The organism is Halomonas sp. ANAO-440, assembly GCF_019915905.1.
Taxonomy (GTDB): Bacteria; Pseudomonadota; Gammaproteobacteria; order Pseudomonadales; family Halomonadaceae; genus Halomonas; species Halomonas chromatireducens.
In genome coordinates this window covers 38,539-57,069 of record NZ_JAHXBV010000020.1, presented here as the reverse complement: position 1 = coordinate 57,069, position 18,531 = coordinate 38,539, and the positions used below count along the sequence as shown (strand labels likewise).

Sequence of the window (18,531 nt, the reverse complement as noted above, 5' to 3'; positions counted from 1 at the left end):
ATGGGTCGCGACTTGATAAGCTGCTACCTGAACTCACTACGTGCGCACTGTGCCATGCCCTCTTCCTTCTCGTTTCGAGACATCAACTTCCCCCGTGGTTGTTCGCTTTTGATTATCGGCCTGTGTCTGGGTTATTCCATCACCTCCCTGACACGACTGCCGATCTGGGGGCTCCCCTTCGTCACTGCGGCCTGGCTGGCCCTGGGATACTGGCTTCGCTGGGGCGCGCCTCGTTCCCCGCAGCGTCCCGTCGTCCCCCGTATCTGGTCCTGGGCATTGATACCCATTGCGCTGTGGGGCCTCTATATCTATCTCTCCGAGAGCTTCGGTATTGTCGACCTGAGCGCCGTATTCTTTCACCTACAGGCCGGCATGGCCGATCATGGCGGTGTCAGTCGGGTCGGGGCCGCGTTCTTCTATACGCTCTCCATGGCGGCTCTGTTCGTATCGTTTCTCTGGCTCCTCCGCCACGACCACCGCTGGCGTCGCGTGGAACTTTTCCTGGCCCTGCTGCTGCTGGCCAGCAACCCCCTGCTCTATGGAGTAACCCAGCGCGGCGCGGCGATCGTTACCGATGACGGTGCCTGGATGGACCGCCAGTACGTAAGGCCGATGATTCTCGACGCTCGGGACGACCCGCCCAATCTCCTGCTGCTCTATCTGGAAAGCATCGAGCGCACCTATGCCGATCGTGAACGCTTCGGCGACGCCTATGCCGACCTGGAGGCCATCGGCGAGGAGGGTCTGGTCTATGAGGGTGTCTACCAGCTCGACAATACCGGCTGGACCATGGCGGGCATGATCGCCAGCCAGTGCGGCACCCCACTGATGCCGGCCGGCCTGCTACATGATCGGCAGTTCTCGCCGCTGGAAACGGTGGTGCCCGGCGTCGACTGCTTGGGCGACCTGCTCTCCGAGCAGGGCTATCGGCTCACCTATATGGGCGGCGCCAGCACTGCCTTCGCTGGCAAGGGTCTGTTTTACCAGGATCACGGCTTCGAAACGATTCTGGGGCGCGAAGACCTCCAGCCCCGCCTCGACGACCCCGACTACCTCAACAACTGGGGCCTCTACGACGACTCGCTCTACGACTTCACCGTCGAGGAGATTCGTCGCCTGAACGAAGAGGAAGGCCCCTGGGGCTTGGTCAACCTCACGCTGGCCGGTCATGCCCCTCGTGGCTATCCTGCCCAGCGCTGTATCGATCGCCAGGGCGAATTCGATGGCGAAGATATCCTGTATTCGGTCGAGTGTTCGGCCTGGCTGGCCCGGGACCTGGTCGAGCGCCTGGATAGTGAGGGGCTGCTGGAAAATACCCTGGTGGTCATCGCCAGCGACCACCTGACCATGCGAGTCTCGGCCTGGGAGCAGCTGATCCAGAGCAAGCGCGACAATACCTTCATGCTGCTGGGTCCCGGAATCCCCGTCGACAGGCAGACACGGGAGGCGTCCATGGTGGACGTTTTCCCCACCATCCTGGAAGCCATGGGTTTCACCATCGACTGGCACCGGGCAGGTCTCGGCGTGTCGCTGCTGTCCGATGAACCCACCCTGATCGAGGAGCACAGCATGGAGTTCGTGAACGCTCGGATGCGCGAGGAGAACGCCCTGCAGCAGCGCCTATGGGAAGGGCTAGCACCGCAGCGCGAAGAAACGGAAGCGGCACCGCAAGAGCAGGTGGTGGAGACCCCCGAGGACGCTACCGGTGAGGAGCCCGCCTCGGTCCAGTGATACGCTTCAGCTACGGCCGATGAGCTCTGCTCGCGAGGCCAGTACCGCCTGCAGGACCCGCTGGGGCGAGAGCTGCACCAGACAGTTGGTATGGCCCAGCGGGCAGGTACGCTGAAAACAGGGCGAGCACACCAGCGCCAGGGTATGAATCGTGGCCTCGTCGGTCAGGGGCGGGGTGTAGCGCGGCGACGACGAACCATACAGTGCCTGGACGCCGGTCCCAACGGCGGCCGCCACATGCATCAATCCCGAGTCATTGGTGACCACCTGCCGACAGTCGGCCAGCAGATCCACGGCGTCGGCCAGCCGTGTCTTGCCGCACAGGTTATGCACGCCCGTCTGCCCTTCTGCTATCACCGCGCCGGCCTCGGCATCCTTGGGGCCGCCGAGCACACGCACCTCGAAGCCTTCCGCCACCAGGCGCTGTGCCAGTTCACGAAAGTGTCCCAACGGCCACTGCTTGGCCGGGCCATATTCGGCCCCGGGCATCATGCCGATGGCCGGCCGTGACGAGAGCCCCAGGCTGTCGCGCACGGCAGCCAGGTTCTCTGTATCGACCCGCAGCCGCGGACGCGGCACGCTCAGAGCTTCCAGATCAGCATCAGCTGGCAGGCCCAGCGCCACGAAACGCTTGACGGTCTGGTCCAGCACCGTCTTGTCCAGCGGGCGTCGCTCGTTGAGCAGCCCGAAGCGCTGCTCACCGGTATAGCCGGTGCGCCGGGGTATGCGCGCCAGGAAGGGGACCAGCGCCGATTTCCAGGAGCGGGGCAACACGATCGCCCGGTCGAAGCGACCCGTAAGCCGCTTCGCCAGCGCCCGCCGGCTGCCCCAGCCGAATTCACCGTGGGTCACGTCCAGCGTCGCCACCTCGGCGACTTCTTCCATGCGCTCCAGGATCGGCTGCGACCAGCCGGGCGCCACGACGCCGATATGGCAATCGGGCTGGCGCTGCCTGAGTGTCTTCAGCAGGCTCTGAGCCATTACCATGTCACCGACCCAGGATGGGCCGACCACCAGGATGCGCTCGCCCGACAAAGGCACTGCACTCATCCAGTCTCTCCGCCGAGCCAGCGCAGGTACTCCCCCACCCCCTCGGCCACTGTGCGGAACTCGCCATCATAGCCCGCCTCCCGCAGGCGTGAGATATCGGCCCGGGTATAGCTCTGGTAGCGGCCCTTGAGCTCTTCGGGAAAATCGATGTACTCGATCCTGCCCTGGCGGTGGAAATCGATGACGGCTTCACCGATCGCCTTGAAGGGCTCGGCACGCCCCGAGCCCAGGTTGAAGATTCCGGACTTCCCGGGGTTGTCGAGGAACCACAGATTGACGTTCACCACGTCGCCCACATAGACGAAATCACGACTTTGCATGCCGGCCTCGTAGCCATCCCAGGCGCCGAACAGCTTGAGGTCCTGACCCGCCGATATCTGGGTGTGGTGGTGGAAGGCGACGCTGGCCATCTTGCCCTTGTGCTGCTCCCGCGGGCCGTAGACATTGAAGTAACGGAACCCCACCACCTGGCTCGTCAGCTCATGCCAGTGCTCACGCACGTACTGGTCGAAGAGCAGCTTGGAGTAGCCATAGACATTGAGCGGCTTCTCGTACTCGGGCTCCTCGCGAAAGACCTGGCTGCCTCCGTAGGTCGCCGCCGAGGAGGCGTAGATGAAGGGGATGCCCTGCAGCTGGCAGAAATGCAGCAGCACCTTGGAATACTCGAAGTTGTTGTCGAGCATGAAGCGGCCATCCCACTCGGTGGTGTCCGAGCAGGCCCCCTCATGGAAGATGGCTTCGATGGGGGGCAACCGCGAAGGCTCACCACGCAATACCGCCTCGACTCGCTCGCGAAAGTCATCCTTGTCCAGATAATCTCCGAGCGTGCAGTCGGCCAGATTGACGAACTTGGTGCCGTCGAGAAGGTCGTCGACGACCAGCACGTCCGTGCGACCACGCTCGTTGAGAGCCTTGACGAGATTCGAACCGATGAAGCCGGCACCACCTGTCACTACGATCATTAGGGTTCCTCGCTGCGGCGCCGTTGACTGCGCCTATAACCGATGTGCCTGTGATTGTATACTTGACGCCTCGTGAATTCATGGCCAACGGTGCTTTCCCAATGACACTCTCGACACTATCGTCGACTTCGACCCCGGGGTCGACGCCGGACGCGACGACCTTCCAGGGCCTGATCCTGGCCCTGCAGCAATACTGGGCCGAACAGGGCTGCGTGGTGCTCCAGCCCCTGGACATGGAGGTCGGCGCAGGCACCTTTCATCCCGCCACCTTCCTGCGCTCCATCGGACCCGAGACCTGGAATGCCGCCTACGTGCAGCCCTCCCGCCGGCCCACCGACGGTCGCTACGGTGAGAACCCCAACCGGCTCCAGCACTATTACCAGTTCCAGGTCGTCATGAAGCCCTCCCCCGCCGACCTGCAGGAGCTCTTCCTGGGCTCCCTCCAGCGCCTGGGCATCGACCCCTTGGTACATGACATTCGCTTCGTCGAGGACAACTGGGAGTCGCCCACCCTGGGTGCCTGGGGGCTCGGCTGGGAGGTCTGGCTCAACGGCATGGAGGTGACCCAGTTCACCTATTTCCAGCAGGCCGGCGGCATCGAATGCTACCCCGTCACCGGCGAGCTGACCTATGGCCTCGAGCGTATCGCCATGTACCTGCAGAACGTCGACAGCGTCTATGACCTCGTCTGGACCGTTGCACCGGATGGTTCCCGGGTCACCTACGGCGACGTCTACCTGCAGAACGAGCGGGAGCAGTCGGCCTACAACTTCGAGCAGGCCGATGTGCCCGCGCTGTTCACCGCCTTCGACCATCAGGAAAAGGAGTGCACCAAGCTGCTCGAAGCCAGCCTGCCGCTGCCCGCCTACGAGCAGGTACTCAAGGCGTCCCATACCTTCAACTTGCTGGATGCACGCCACGCCATTTCCGTCACCGAACGCCAGCGCTACATCCTGCGCGTGCGCACCATGGCCCGCGACGTGGCACACGCCTACTACGATTCACGCAAGGCCGCCGGTTTCCCCATGGCCCCCGAGGCCCTGCGCCAGGAACTGCTCGCCAAAGAGCCGCTTGCTGAACAGGGAGACGCTTGAACATGGCTGTTGATACCTTTTTGCTGGAACTGGGGACCGAGGAGCTTCCGCCGGGGGCCATCGATGCGCTCTCCGACGCCCTGGCCGACGGCATCCGCCGTGGTCTCGCCGATGCCGATATCGCCTTTGCCGACGTTCACGCCTGGGCCACCCCCCGCCGCCTGGCCGTGCAGGTCACCGAGCTGGCCGACAGGCAGCCCGACCGCGAAGTCGAGCGTCGCGGACCCGCGCTGGCCGCCGCCTACAAGGATGGCGAGCCTACCAAGGCCGCCCAGGGCTTTGCCCGCTCATGCGGCGTCGATGTGGCCGACTTGATTCACCTGGAGACCGACAAGGGCACCTGGCTCGGCTACCGCGAGCGGCAGTCGGGTGAAGCGACGACGGCACTGCTGCCCGCTATCGCCGCCAAGGCGGTAGCCGCCCTTCCGGTGCCCAAGAACATGCGCTGGGGGGCCTCGCGCATCGAGTTCTCCCGCCCGGTGCATTGGCTGGTGATGCTCTATGGCAGCGACATCGTCGACGCCGAGGTCCTCGGCCTATCCGCCGGTCGCAGGACCCGCGGGCACCGTTTCCACGCCCCCGAAGCCATCGATCTGGCCCATGCCGACGACTACCTTGTCGCCCTGGAAAACGCCTGGGTGCTGGCCGATCGTGATAAGCGCCGGGAGCGCATTCGCGAGCAGGTGCTGTCCGAGGCGGAGGTCCAGGAGGCCACGGCGGTCATCGACGAGGATCTGCTCATCGAAGTGAGCGGCCTGGTGGAGTGGCCCGTGGCGCTGGCCGGCAGCTTCGACGAACGCTTCCTCGAGGTTCCCGCCGAGTGCCTCATCTCCTCGATGAAGGCCAACCAGAAGTACTTCCATCTGCTCGACGATGCCGGCAAGCTCAAGCCCCTGTTCATCACCATCGCCAATATCGATAGCCAGGATCCGCAGCAGGTCATCGAGGGTAACGAGAAGGTGATTCGCCCCCGCCTGGCCGATGCCGCCTTCTTCTACGACACCGACCGCAAGCAGCCGCTCGCCAGCCGCATCGACGGTCTCACCAGCGTGTTGTTCCAGCAACAGCTCGGCACCCTGGCCGACAAGGCGCATCGCACGGCGGCGGTCGCCGCCTTCATCGCCGGCCGCATCGGCGGCGACGTGGCCCATGCCCGGCGCGCCGCCGAGCTCGGCAAGTGCGACCTGATCACCGAAATGGTGCTCGAATTCCCCGAGCTTCAGGGCATCATGGGCCGCTACTATGCCAGCCAGGATGGCGAGCCGGCCGACGTCGCCCAGGCGCTTGAGGAGCAGTACCTGCCACGCTTCGCTACCGACGCCATTCCCGAGACCCGTACCGGTCTCGCACTGGCGCTGGCCGACCGGCTCGACACCCTGACCGGCATCTTCGGTATCGGCGCACGACCCACCGGCACCAAGGACCCCTTCGCCCTCCGCCGCGCCTCCATCGGGGTGCTCAACATCCTGGTCAAGGGCGAACTCGATCTGGATCTCCGCGAGCTGCTGGAACTTGCTGCTGCGCAACATCAGGAGCTCCCCTACGCCGAGAGCCTGGTCGAGGAAGTCCTGACCTATATGCTCGACCGCTTCCGCGCCTGGGGGCAGGATGAAGGGATCGAGGCCGAGGTCTATCACGCCGTGCGTGCCCGGCCGGTGACTCGCCCACTGGACTTTGCCCGGCGTCTTCGTGCCGTTCATGCCTTTGCCCAGCGTGAAGAGGCTTCCGCCCTGGCCGCTGCCAACAAGCGTGTCGCCAACATCCTCGCCAAGCAGGACAGCCGAGTCGTCACCAGCGTTGACCCGGCATTGCTGCAGGAATCGGCCGAAGAGTCGCTCTTCAAGGCCATCGCCGCCCAGCGCGAGGCTGTTATGCCGCTGTTTGCCGAGGGCCGCTACCGTGAGGCGCTGGATGCCCTCGCGAGCCTGCGTGATCCCGTCGATACCTTCTTCGACCAGGTCATGGTCATGGCGGAGGATGAAGCCACCCGCACCAATCGCCTGGCCCTGCTGGCTGGCCTCCAGGGGCTGTTTCTCGAAGTGGCGGATATCGCCCTGCTCCAGCAGTAGCCTTCGCTTGATGTGCCAGAGCCGGCGAGAACCTCTCGCCGGCTTTTTCTTGTCTGATGTTTCACGTGAAACATTCACCCTCGGCAACCACCGCTTGGCGCCGGATGTTTCACGTGAAACACTATTCCCCTGCCCGCCAGGTTCCGATCTGCCATATACGGATGTGCCATGTACGATGCCAGCAAGCTTGTCATTCTCGACCGAGACGGTGTCATCAATCACGACTCCGACAACTACATCAAGTCACTCGAGGAGTGGATTCCCTACGCCGGTTCCATTGATGCGATTGCCCGCCTGAGCCAGTCCGGCTGGAGTGTTGCCATAGCGACCAATCAGTCGGGAATCGCTCGCGGCTACTACGACGAAGCGACGCTGGCGAGCATGCACGATGAGCTCAACCGTCTCGTGGCGGCCGCTGGCGGCCGCATCGCGCATATTGCCTACTGCCCCCATGGACCCGACGAAGGCTGCGACTGTCGAAAGCCCCGCCCGGGACTGCTCGTGCAGATCCGTCAGGCACTGGGGTTAAGTAGCCTTTCCGGGAGCTGGATAGTGGGGGATAGCCTGCGAGACCTGCAGGCCGGTGAAGCGATGGGCTGTCGTTCTGTGCTGGTGCGAACCGGCAAGGGCAAGCGGACGGAGACCAAGGGTAGCGGGCTGGAACAGGCAATGATTTTCGACGACCTGGCGGCCTTTACCGACTGGCTGCTGTCGCAATAAACTCGTGAGACTGGCTACGGTTTCCCCTGGTACGCATACGGTGATCCCCAAGGCGACTCGACTCTTGCCCCAAGCCGTTGCACTCCCCTGCGAGCTCTATCAATCGACACACGCCCCACTCCCTCTGGTAGTCGCGCCAGCTTTTATCGACCCCCTGCACCGCCTCTCGCTTTATTACAGCTCATAACCTATTGTCATCGCACTTTTTCACAGCAAAAAAGAGGGCCTGCTTTCGCGGGCCCTCTTTTCTTGGTTACCCGACGCTCGGCGTCGGACAGTGCCGATGTTTCACGTGAAACATCTCATCGCATGGCTAGACATCGAGGTTGGCAACCAGGGCATTATGCTCGATGAAGGCGCGGCGCGGTTCCACTTCATCACCCATGAGGGTGTTGAACATCATGTCGGCCGCAACGGCATCCTCGATGGTCACACGAAGCAAGCGGCGAGTATCGGGGTCCATGGTGGTTTCCCAGAGCTGGTCCGGGTTCATCTCGCCCAGCCCCTTGTAGCGCTGTACGGCCAGGCCACGCTGGGCTTCCGCCATCAGCCAGTCCAGCGCCTGATAGAAGCTCTCCACGGACTTCTTGCGCTCGCCCCGGGCGATATAGGCCCCCTCCTCCAGCAGGCCATCGAGCGTGGTGCCAAGGGCAGCCATGGCGCGATAGTCGGCGCTGGTGAAGAAATCGATGCCCCAGACATAGTCGGTGCTGACACCGTGCGCGGTCAGCGTCACCGCCGGCAGGTACAGCTCACGCTCGGTGTCCTCCTCGAGGCGGAACGTATAGCGAGGTCCGCCTTCATAGGCCACCAGCGCATCCATCTCGGCCTGCAGGAACTCGATCCAGTTCTGCATAGTGCCGCGGTCCTTGAGGCTCGCCTCACCCTCAAGCGTCGCGGCATGGACGACCTTGCGCAGCACCACGTTGGGATAGACTCGCGACAGGCGATCGATCCGCTTCATCACGTCACGATACTGTTTGACCAGGGATTCCAGCTGGCTACCGGTCACCGCGGGTGCGTCGGGATTGACATAGAGTCGGGCACCATCCATCGCGGTGGTAGTGAGGTAATCGATAAGCGCCTGCTCATCCTTGAGATAGGTCTCCTGCTTGCCCCGCTTGATCTTGTAGAGGGGTGGCTGGGCGATGAAGACGTGCCCCCGCTCAATCAGCTGGCCCATCTGACGGAAGAAGAAGGTCAACAGCAAGGTGCGGATATGCGACCCATCGACATCGGCATCGGTCATGATGATGATGGAGTGGTAGCGCAGCTTGTCGGGGTTGAACTCTTCCCGGCCGATGCCGCAACCCAGCGCCGTGATCAGGGTGCCGACTTCCGCGGAGGAGAGCATCTTGTCGAAGCGTGCCTTCTCGACGTTGAGGATCTTGCCCTTCAGCGGCAGGATCGCCTGGGTGCGGCGGGCACGCCCCTGCTTGGCGCTGCCACCCGCCGAGTCACCCTCGACAAGGAACAGTTCAGACAGGCTCGGGTCCTTCTCCTGACAGTCGGCCAGCTTGCCGGGTAGGCCAGCAATGTCCAGGGCTCCCTTGCGGCGCGTCATGTCCCGCGCCTTGCGCGCCGCCTCACGGGCGCGCGCCGCATCCAGCATCTTGTTGACGATGGCTTTCGCCTCATTGGGCTTTTCGATGAGGTACTCGGCAAACAGCCGCCCCATCTCCTGCTCCACCGCCGTCTTCACCTCTGAGGAGACCAGCTTCTCCTTCGTCTGCGAGGAGAATTTCGGATCCGGCACCTTCACCGAGATGATGGCCGTCAGGCCTTCTCGAGCATCATCACCGGCGGTATTGACCTTGGACTTCTTCAGCAGGCCTTCCGCTTCGATGTAGTTGTTCATGGTGCGCGTCAGCGCCGCGCGGAAGCCGGCAAGGTGGGTGCCACCATCGCGCTGGGGTATGTTGTTGGTATAGCAGAAGATGTTTTCAGTGAAGGAATCACTCCACTGCATCGCCACTTCAACCTCGACGCCATCTTCGCGCACGGCATTGAAGTGAAAGACCGGGTTGAGCACCGTCTTGTTGGTGTTGAGATGGTCCACGAAAGCCCTGAGGCCCCCTTCGTAGTGGAACAGCTCCTCCTTCCCTGAACGCTCGTCCATCAGGCGAATCGCCACCCCGGAGTTCAGGAAGGAGAGTTCGCGTAGACGCTTGGCCAGAATATCGTAATGGAACTCGATATTGTGGAAGGTATCCGTCGATGGCTTGAAATGGACACGCGTTCCGGTCTTCTCGGTCTTTCCCACGACGCCGAGCGGGGCCTGGGGCACGCCATGATGGTAGATCTGTTCGTGAACCTGGCCGGCACGCCAGATTGTCAGGCGGAGCTCTTCGGAAAGCGCATTGACCACCGAAACACCGACTCCGTGCAAGCCGCCGGACACCTTGTAGGAGTTGTCGTCGAACTTGCCTCCGGCATGGAGCACCGTCATGATCACTTCGGCCGCCGATACGCCCTCGCCTTCGTGCATATCGGTGGGCACGCCACGACCATTGTCGCTGACAGTGACCGACTCATCGGGGTGGATGACCACGCGTATTTCGCTACAGTGGCCGGCCAGGGCTTCATCGATGGAGTTGTCCACCAGCTCGAACACCATATGGTGAAGGCCTGTCCCATCATCGGTATCCCCGATATACATGCCGGGACGCTTGCGAACGGCATCCAGGCCCTTGAGTACCTTGATGCTCGTTGAGTCGTAAGCCTGCTCGCTCATTGACTACTCCGTCATGAAGTCTATCTGTGCCTGTGGCACCAGCGTTCCTGACCCGTCACTGCCATGTTTCACGTGAAACATCTCCAGCGGGGTTTGAGACTGCCAGGGTCCCACCAGGGCATCGTGTTCGACACTTGTAATGAAGGCTTGGCAGCGCATCGATTCCAGCAAACGGCAGAATACCTGCCGATGCCTGGCATCGAGTTCCGCCGGCAAGTCATCGACCAGGTAGAGGCACGACTGGCCGGTCGTTTGCTCCAGCAACCTACCCTGCGCCAGCTTGAGCGCAGTAACGACCAGCTTTTGCTGGCCACGCGACAAAACCTCGACTGCTGGATGCCGTCCAAGACGAATACGCAGGTCGGCCCGCTGTGGCCCTTGCTGGGTAAAGCCCATCTGCTGATCCGTCGCGCGCCCCTGTTCGAGAATATCGAGCAGGCTGCGCTTTCTATCCCAACCGCGTGAGTAACCCAGCGTCAGGTCGGGCAGCGCCAGTAGTTGCGACAGCGTTTCCTCGAAGACAGGCAGGAACTCTGCCATCCAGTCGTTTCTGAGGCTATCGACGCGGTCGCCCCAGTGTGCCAATTCGTGCTCCCAGGCCGACAGCGATTTGGCATCCATTCTATCACGCCTGAGCAATGCATTCCGATGTTTGAGGGCGCGCCGCGCGCGCCGCCAGGCATCGAAAAATCCATGTTTCACGTGAAACACTCCCCAGTCGAGGAACTCCCGTCGACCGGCCGGAGCCCCTTCCAGCAGCCGGAATGCATCGGGGTTAACCAGCTGGAGTGGCAGTGTTTCGATCAACTGCGACAGTCGCTCGACGCGCTCCCCTCCCATACGTATTTCCAGCTCGGGGGCATCGCGGGAACGACGAATGCCGATCGGCACCGGCGGCTCGCCGTCGAGGCGAGCGAAGAGTGTCATGGACTGCGCATCATGGGAGATGGCGTTCCTCAGCTGGCGAGTCCTGAAGGAGCGCCCCATGCCAAGGATGTGGATGCCTTCCAGCAAGCTCGTCTTGCCGCTCCCATTGGCGCCCACGATGAGATTGATGCCCGGCCCCGGCTCGAAATCGACTGCAGAGAGATTTCTTAAGCCATTGAAATTTAAGCGGTTAATCAGCATGTGTCACGCTAACACCGCTACCACGGCCCGTAACGGCAGTGGTGCCGTACGCGCAGCCGGGCAGCGATCCGGCATATCCATTCAGAGGCGCATCGGCATGACAACGTAAAGTGCATCGCCGCCGCCCGGCTCCTCCATCAAGGCACTGCTATTGGAATCCGCCAGCGTCATCTGCATGCGATCCTCATCCAGCACGTTGAGCACATCGATGAGGTAGCCCACATTGAAGCCTATCTCCAGCGCATCGCCGCCGTACTCGACGGCCACATTCTCCTCGGCCTCTTCCTGCTCGGGATTGTTCGCCATGACCTGAAGGTTGCCTTCCTTCAGGTGCAGGCGCACCCCCCGATACTTCTCGTTGGAGAGGATGGAGGTACGCGACAGCACCTGGCGCAGCTCCGTGCGATCGGCGATGAACACCTTGTCCCCTCCCCTTGGCACCACGCGCTCGTAATCGGGGAACTTGCCGTCAACCAGCTTGGAGGTAAAGGTGAAGTCGCCGGTGTGAGCACGCACGTGGCTCGCGCTCAATGTCAGCGTAACCGGCTCGTCGCTGTCATCGAGCAGGCGCACCAGCTCGAGCACGCCCTTGCGCGGCACGATCAGCTTGCGGGCCGGCTCGACCTGGATCTCGGCGGGGCGAGAACAGACGGCTAGCCGGTGGCCATCGGTGGCCACCGTGCGGACCAGGTTCGAGCGCAGCTCAAGCAGCATGCCGTTGAGGTAATAGCGGACATCCTGCTGGGCCATGGCGAAAGAGGTGGCATCGATAAGATGCTTGAGCGTTCCACGGGGCAGGCTCAGCTCCACATCGCCCTGGGTATCCTCGATATTGGGGAACTCCGCCACCGGCAGCGTCGACAGGGTGAAACGGGAGCGACCGCTACGCAACACGGCGCGACCATCCTCCAGGCTGAACTGGAGCTCGGCCTGGTCGGGCAGCGATTTACAGATATCCATCAGCTTGCGCGCCGGGACCGTGGCCGATCCGGGCACCTCCACCAGGGACGCGGCGGTACGCCCGATCAGCTCGACTTCCAGGTCGGTGCCCGTCAGCGCCACCTGCTCATGATCGACCTGTATCAGCACGTTGGACAGCACCGGCAGGGTCTGGCGGCGCTCCACCACGCCGGCAACCAGCGCCAATGGCCGAAGCAGCGCCTCGCGGGAAATGGAAAATCTCATGTCGGCTCCACGTCTAATCCTGAAGAAAGGTGTCGGGCGTTGGCATCAATGGCCAGGGAACCTCGCGGCTCAGCTGGTCAAGAGCCGCAGCAGGTTCTTGTAGTCCTCGCGGATATCCGCGTTCTCTTCCTGCAATGCCAGCACCTTGCGGCAGGCATGCAGTACCGTTGTGTGGTCACGCCCACCGAAGGCATCGCCAATCTCCGGCAGGCTGTGATTGGTCAGCTCCTTGGCCAGTGCCATGGCCACCTGGCGAGGCCGGGCAACGGAACGGGAACGGCGCTTCGACAGCAGGTCGGACAGCTTGATCTTGTAGTATTCGGCAACGGTGCGCTGGATGTTGTCGACCCCCACCTGCTTGTCCTGCAGGGCCAGCAGATCCTTGAGCGACTCGCGGATGAAATCCTGGGTAATCGGCTTGCCCATGAAGTGGGAGTCGGCAATGACCTTTTTCAGCGCCCCTTCCAGTTCGCGCACGTTGGAGCGAATCTTCTGGGCAATGAAGAAGGCCGCATCGTGGGGCAGGTCGACCTTGGCCTGATCGGCCTTCTTCATCAGGATAGCCACCCGCGTCTCCAGCTCCGGCGGCTCGATCGCCACCGTCAATCCCCAGCCGAAACGCGACTTGAGTCGCTCCTCGACGCCGCTGATCTCCTTGGGATAGCGATCGGAGGTCAGGATCATCTGCTGGCCACCCTCGAGCAAGGCATTGAAGGTGTGGAAGAACTCCTCCTGGGAGCGCTCCTTGCCGGCAAAGAACTGGATATCGTCGATCAGCAGCGCATCGACGCTACGATAGAAACGCTTGAAATCGTTGATCGCGTTCAGTTGAAGCGCCTTGACCATGTCGGCGACGAAACGCTCCGAATGGAGATAGACCACCGTGGCATTCTCCCGGCGGGTGGCCAGTGCGTTACCCACGGCGTGCATCAGGTGTGTCTTGCCCAGGCCGACACCGCCATAGAGAAACAGCGGGTTGTAGGCGCCACCCGGGTTTTCCGAGACCTGACGGGAAGCCGCCCTGGCCAGCTGGTTCGACTTGCCCTCGACGAAGGTCTCGAAAGTGAAATTGGGGTTGAGGCCACTGTTGTGCTTGAGGCTACCCTCGACCTGTACCTCTCGTTCACCAGTGGCGCGTCGTGCCGAACGCCCCTCTTCTCGCTGTCGATCGATCTCACGCTCGTCGCCGATATCTCCCCGTGGGGGGGTATGTACGGCAGGCCCGAGGGGCGATCGCGGACTGGCCGAGACCGGCGCTCCGAGCTCTCGCGGCCTGGGAGCAGCGGCGCGGCGGCTGCCGACCGTCAATACCACGCGGGGAGGCTTGGCTGGGGCCAGGTCGCGCAGCAGCTCGTTGATCCGCTTGGCATACTTATCCCCAACCCAATCGCGAACAAAGCGATTGGGTGCCAGAAGAAGCAGCTCATTGGACTCCCCCTCTTCCGCCTGAAGCGGACGGATCCAGGTGTTGAACTGCTGGGCGTTCAGCTCATCCTGCAGGAAATCCAAACACTTTTGCCAAAGAGCAAGCGACACTCGACCTCACCATCCGGTTGATGCATGACCGGCCATTGTATCCTTCACCCGTCGGGTTATCCACACGCAGCAGCCGTCGAAAAGCGCTGTGGAAAATCACACATGGATCAACAGGATAACCCTTGTATAGCCAGGAAGGCGGCCCAAGCTGTGGACAAAAACGACAATTTCACACAAGGAATCAACAGAAACCCTACCGGAAGCACAGAGCTTTTCCACAAGCCATGCTGCACTGCACACTATTGTTTATCAAGCGCTTTTGTAGCTTATCAACAGAAAGCATCCCCAGTATTAATAACAGCTTCAGTAAAAATTCATTTAGTAACTATAGATTCGCTGGCGGCATGCCAATTGAAATTTGGGCGGCTGAGGAATTGCGTCGGAGCCCCGAAGTCACTACAATTTCCGGTCTTGAACCGAATCTCCCCAGGTTCCCGCAAGGAGCCCGGGCATTTCCTGTAAGACATTCCGTCCAAACACACCACGTGGGAATCAAGAGTTATGAAACGCACCTTTCAACCCAGCGTTCTCAAGCGCAAGCGTGTGCACGGCTTCCGTGCTCGCATGGCCACCAAGAACGGTCGTGCCGTACTGTCGCGCCGTCGCGCCAAGGGCCGCAAGCGCCTGAGCGCCTGATCGCGGATTGCGCGTGTCCGGTCATGACTTCCCCCCGCAGCTGCGCTTACTGACTGCCGGGGACTATCGATTTGTCTTCGATCACGCTGCATTCAAGGTACATGGCAATGGGCTAATGGCCCTGGCGTGTCCCAACGGACTGGGCCACCCCCGTCTCGGCCTGGTCTTCAGCAAGAAGAACGTTCGTAGAGCCGTGGATCGCAATCGCCTGAAGCGGCTGACTCGCGAGTCCATTCGCCTTCAGCAGCATCAGCTTCCCGCCGTCGACATCGTGGTACTGGCTCGACGGGGCGCCAATGAGCTGGATAATGCGACACTGCACCGCCTGCTCTCCGGCATGTGGCGTCGGCTGGAGCGAGACGTACGCAAGTCGATGGCATCCTGACCGGATGCGGTGCCTGTCGCCGCCACGATAGCCTGCCTTGGGCAGGCTTTCGCATATCAACGTGGCAGCGCATACCGTTCCAGCGGCATGTTCACTACCCACCGGGCAGAACTCTCAATGGACGTAAAACGACTCCTTTTGTTGATTCCACTGGCCGTGCTTGCCTACTTGCTCGTCATTCAGTGGAACCAGGACTACGGCCAGGTTGCTCCTGAGCCTGAAGCACCCACCTTCACCGCGCCTGCGCCCGGGGAAGAGAGCGTGGATCCGGACGATGACTTGGCCGTCCCTGCCGCGCCCCGCGCCGAAGAAGAGGTGCCGGGGGACATGCCTGGCGAACCGGCACGTGCGACGGGTACCCGCGACCTGATTGCCGTGGTCACTGATGTCCTGGACCTGCGTATCGATCCCCAGGGGGGCGATATCGTTTACGCCGCGCTGCCCCAGCACCGAATGACCCTGGACTCCGACCGCCCCTACGTGCTGCTCTCCGATAGCGAGATACGCAGCTATGTGGCCCGCTCGGGACTTCAGCTTGACGGGCACTCCGGTCGTATCGGCTTTACACCGGAAAGCACCAGCTACCGCATGAGCGACGATGAGAATCGCCTGAACGTCGACCTCGCTGCCGAGGTCAATGGTGTCGACATCATCAAGCGCTTCTCCTTCGAGCGGGGTAGCTACGCGGTAGATGTTCATTACTATCTGGCCAACAACACAGAAGAGCCGGTTACCGCGCGCTTCATCGGTCAGCTCGCTCGTGACAACAGCCCCGACCCTTCAAGTGGCGTGGCCCTTGGCATGAGCTCCTATCTCGGGGCGGCCTACTCGTCACCGGAAGATCGCTACGAGAAGGTCGATTTCGACGACATCCAGCGTGGGCGCTTCAATAATCGGGACGTCCAGGGTGGCTGGGTGGCCATCCTGCAGCACTACTTCGTCACCGCCTGGGTGCCACCGCAGAACCAGCAGAATCTGCAGTATGCCTCCACCGACTCACGCGATCGCAATGTCGCCGCCTTTGCCGGCTCCGTGAGTACGGTGGCACCGGATAGCGAAGCCCGCCTGGGTGCGACCCTCTACATGGGGCCGAAGGTGCAGAGCTACCTCGAGCAGGTAGCGCCCAACCTGCGCCTGACCGTCGACTTCGGCTGGCTATGGTTTATCGCCAATCCGCTGTTCTGGTTGCTGGATCAGATCCACAGCCTGATCGGTAACTGGGGCTGGTCGATCGTGTTCCTGACCATCGTGGTGAAGCTGGTCATGTGGCCGCTCTCCGCCAAGGCTTACAAGTCCATGGCCCGCATGCGCAAGCTGGGCCCGGAGATGCAGCGCCTCAAGGAGCAGTACGGCGACGACCGCCAGAAGATGTCCCAGGAGATGATGAAGTTCTACCAGAAGGAGAAAATCAATCCTCTGGGTGGCTGTCTGCCGATACTGGTGCAGATGCCGGTCTTCATTGCGCTGTACTGGATGCTGCTGGAATCCGTGGAGCTGCGCCATGCGCCCTTCATGTTCTGGATTCAGGATCTGTCGATGAGGGACCCGTTCTTCATCCTGCCGATCCTGATGGGCGCCTCGATGTTCGTTCAACAGATGCTCAACCCCACGCCTCCGGACCCGATGCAGGCGAAGATCATGAAGATGCTGCCGATCGTCTTCACCTTCTTCTTCCTCTGGTTCCCGGCGGGTCTGGTCATCTACTGGGTGGTCAACAACCTGATCTCGATCGGACAGCAGTACGTGATCACGCGCAAGATCGAGAATGATCCCACCGTCGGCAAGGGAATGAAGACCAAATAGACCTTCTTCTTTCTCGAACCACCAGACCCCTGCCACGGCAGGGGTCTGGCGTTTCCGGCCCGTGAAAAGGACAATAGCCGCCACCCGGCCACCCGGCCACCCTGGCTGTGAGGAGCCCACCATGGCAGATCGCCTCTATATTCCGGACACCATCGCTGCTCTTGCCACCCCACCGGGACGAGGCGGTGTCGGCATCATTCGTGTGTCCGGCCCCGGCTGTCGGACCATCGCCGAGGGGGTGCTCGGTCGCTGTCCCCCGCCCCGCCATGCCCACTACGCACCCTTCCAGGGCGACGTGCGGGTGATCGACGAAGGCATCGGGCTCTACTTCCAGGCGCCACACTCCTTTACCGGCGAGGACGTGCTGGAGCTGCAGGGACACGGCGGACCGGTGATCATGGACCTGCTGCTGGAGCGCTGCGTGCAGCTGGGCGCACGCCTGGCACGACCGGGGGAGTTCTCCGAACGCGCCTTTCTCAACGACAAGCTCGACCTGGCACAGGCCGAAGCCATCGCCGACCTGATCGAGGCGAGTTCCCGGTCTGCCGCCGAGAATGCGCTACGCTCGCTCCAGGGCGAATTTTCGCGCCGGGTCTCGGCGCTGGTCGAGCAATTGATCGAGCTGCGTATCTACGTGGAAGCGGCCATCGACTTCCCCGAAGAGGAGATCGACTTTCTCGCCGACGGCAGAGTGGCCGAGATGCTGGGGGCGGTGAAAGCGGAGCTGGCGGCGGTGCGCACCGCCGCCGCTCAGGGCGCGCTGATGCGCGAAGGCATGAATGTGGTCATCGCGGGGCGCCCCAACGCCGGGAAGTCGAGCCTGCTCAATGCCTTGACCGAGCAGGAGACGGCCATCGTCACCGAAATCGAGGGCACCACCCGGGACGTTCTGCGCGAACACATCCATATCGATGGGATGCCGCTGCATGTGATCGATACGGCCGGCCTGCGCGACACCCCGGACGCCGTGGAACGCATCGGCGTGGCGCGTGCCTGGAGCGAGATCGAGAAGGCCGACCGGGTGCTGCTGCTGGTGGATGCCACCACGACCAACGCCACCGACCCCATGGCGATCTGGCCCGAATTCGTCGAGCGACTCAGCGACCCCAGCCGGCTGACACTGGTTCGCAACAAGATCGATACGAACGAGGAAGTGGCCGGCATCGAGTTATCCACAGCCACGCCGGTCATCCGGCTCTCAGCCAAGACCGGCCAGGGTGTGGATAACCTGAAGTCACACCTGAAGGAGGTGATGGGGTATGCCAGCACCACGGAAGGGCGCTTCTCCGCTCGACGGCGCCACCTCGATGCACTCGACAGGGCGAAGCGAGCCCTCACCAACGGCGAAGAGCAGCTCAGCGGCTACGGCGCCGGGGAACTGCTCGCCGAGGACCTGCGCGATGCCCAACAGGCGCTGGGCGAGATCACCGGCGAGTTCAGTGCCGACGATCTGCTGGGAGAAATATTCGGCAGCTTCTGTATCGGCAAGTAGGTCGCT

At 62.2% G+C, this 18,531-nt stretch carries 14 protein-coding genes; 8 read left to right on the top strand and 6 right to left on the bottom strand.

Annotation, left to right across the window (positions count from 1 at the left end; all coding sequences use genetic code 11):
* The first annotated feature begins 54 nt into the window (after positions 1-54).
* Positions 55-1,731, top strand: coding sequence for a sulfatase-like hydrolase/transferase (locus KZO25_RS14185; protein ID WP_223137455.1), 1,677 nt, complete (start codon positions 55-57; stop codon positions 1,729-1,731).
* Between the two features lie 6 nt (positions 1,732-1,737).
* Here the strand turns inward: KZO25_RS14185 and waaF are convergent, their stop codons facing one another.
* Entirely contained in the window at positions 1,738-2,781 is a 1,044-nt protein-coding gene (gene waaF / locus KZO25_RS14180) for a lipopolysaccharide heptosyltransferase II (RefSeq protein ID WP_262489030.1), read from the bottom strand.
* The gene (rfaD, locus tag KZO25_RS14175; RefSeq protein WP_223137454.1) at positions 2,778-3,743 is read right to left on the bottom strand and encodes an ADP-glyceromanno-heptose 6-epimerase; all 966 of its coding nucleotides are present in this window, start codon (positions 3,741-3,743) and stop codon (positions 2,778-2,780) included. Before rfaD ends, waaF begins: the two co-directional genes overlap by 4 nt.
* Before the next feature lie 101 nt (positions 3,744-3,844).
* Here rfaD and glyQ point away from each other — a divergent pair, with 101 nt between their 5' ends.
* The 3 genes from glyQ to gmhB all read left to right on the top strand — a co-directional run bounded on the left by glyQ (position 3,845) and on the right by gmhB (position 7,626).
* Positions 3,845-4,837 (top strand): glycine--tRNA ligase subunit alpha, encoded by a 993-nt coding sequence (gene glyQ / locus KZO25_RS14170; RefSeq protein ID WP_223137453.1) that lies wholly within the window; start codon positions 3,845-3,847, stop codon positions 4,835-4,837.
* A gap of 2 nt (positions 4,838-4,839) precedes the next feature.
* Positions 4,840-6,906, top strand: a complete 2,067-nt coding sequence (glyS, locus tag KZO25_RS14165; protein WP_223137452.1) for a glycine--tRNA ligase subunit beta — start codon at positions 4,840-4,842, stop codon at positions 6,904-6,906.
* A gap of 168 nt (positions 6,907-7,074) precedes the next feature.
* The gene (gene gmhB / locus KZO25_RS14160) at positions 7,075-7,626 is read left to right on the top strand and encodes a D-glycero-beta-D-manno-heptose 1,7-bisphosphate 7-phosphatase (RefSeq protein ID WP_223137451.1); all 552 of its coding nucleotides are present in this window, start codon (positions 7,075-7,077) and stop codon (positions 7,624-7,626) included.
* 313 nt (positions 7,627-7,939) lie between these two features.
* On the opposite strand, the gene gyrB is transcribed toward gmhB, so the two are convergent.
* The 4 genes from gyrB to dnaA form a co-directional block, all read right to left on the bottom strand.
* Entirely contained in the window at positions 7,940-10,360 is a 2,421-nt protein-coding gene (gene gyrB / locus KZO25_RS14155; RefSeq protein ID WP_223137450.1) for a DNA topoisomerase (ATP-hydrolyzing) subunit B, read from the bottom strand.
* 3 nt (positions 10,361-10,363) lie between these two features.
* Positions 10,364-11,488, bottom strand: a complete 1,125-nt coding sequence (gene recF / locus KZO25_RS14150; protein ID WP_066446038.1) for a DNA replication/repair protein RecF — start codon at positions 11,486-11,488, stop codon at positions 10,364-10,366.
* 81 nt (positions 11,489-11,569) lie between these two features.
* Positions 11,570-12,673 carry a DNA polymerase III subunit beta gene (dnaN, locus tag KZO25_RS14145; protein ID WP_066446039.1) on the bottom strand — a complete coding sequence of 368 codons (1,104 nt, stop codon included), beginning with the start codon at positions 12,671-12,673 and terminating at the stop codon, positions 11,570-11,572.
* Between the two features lie 69 nt (positions 12,674-12,742).
* Positions 12,743-14,209, bottom strand: coding sequence for a chromosomal replication initiator protein DnaA (dnaA, locus tag KZO25_RS14140; protein ID WP_066446042.1), 1,467 nt, complete (start codon positions 14,207-14,209; stop codon positions 12,743-12,745).
* A gap of 501 nt (positions 14,210-14,710) precedes the next feature.
* Here dnaA and rpmH point away from each other — a divergent pair.
* The 4 genes from rpmH (at position 14,711) to mnmE (ending at position 18,525) form a co-directional block, all read left to right on the top strand.
* A complete protein-coding gene (gene rpmH / locus KZO25_RS14135) occupies positions 14,711-14,845 on the top strand; it encodes a 50S ribosomal protein L34 (protein WP_043514730.1) in 135 nt (44 codons plus the stop codon).
* Between the two features lie 13 nt (positions 14,846-14,858).
* Positions 14,859-15,230, top strand: coding sequence for a ribonuclease P protein component (gene rnpA, locus KZO25_RS14130; RefSeq protein ID WP_223137449.1), 372 nt, complete (start codon positions 14,859-14,861; stop codon positions 15,228-15,230).
* A gap of 117 nt (positions 15,231-15,347) precedes the next feature.
* Positions 15,348-17,033, top strand: coding sequence for a membrane protein insertase YidC (yidC, locus tag KZO25_RS14125; protein WP_066446048.1), 1,686 nt, complete (start codon positions 15,348-15,350; stop codon positions 17,031-17,033).
* A 121-nt stretch (positions 17,034-17,154) separates the two neighbouring features.
* On the top strand, positions 17,155-18,525 hold the full coding sequence (gene mnmE / locus KZO25_RS14120) for a tRNA uridine-5-carboxymethylaminomethyl(34) synthesis GTPase MnmE (RefSeq protein ID WP_066446050.1): 1,371 nt from the start codon (positions 17,155-17,157) through the stop codon (positions 18,523-18,525).
* Positions 18,526-18,531 lie beyond the last annotated feature (6 nt).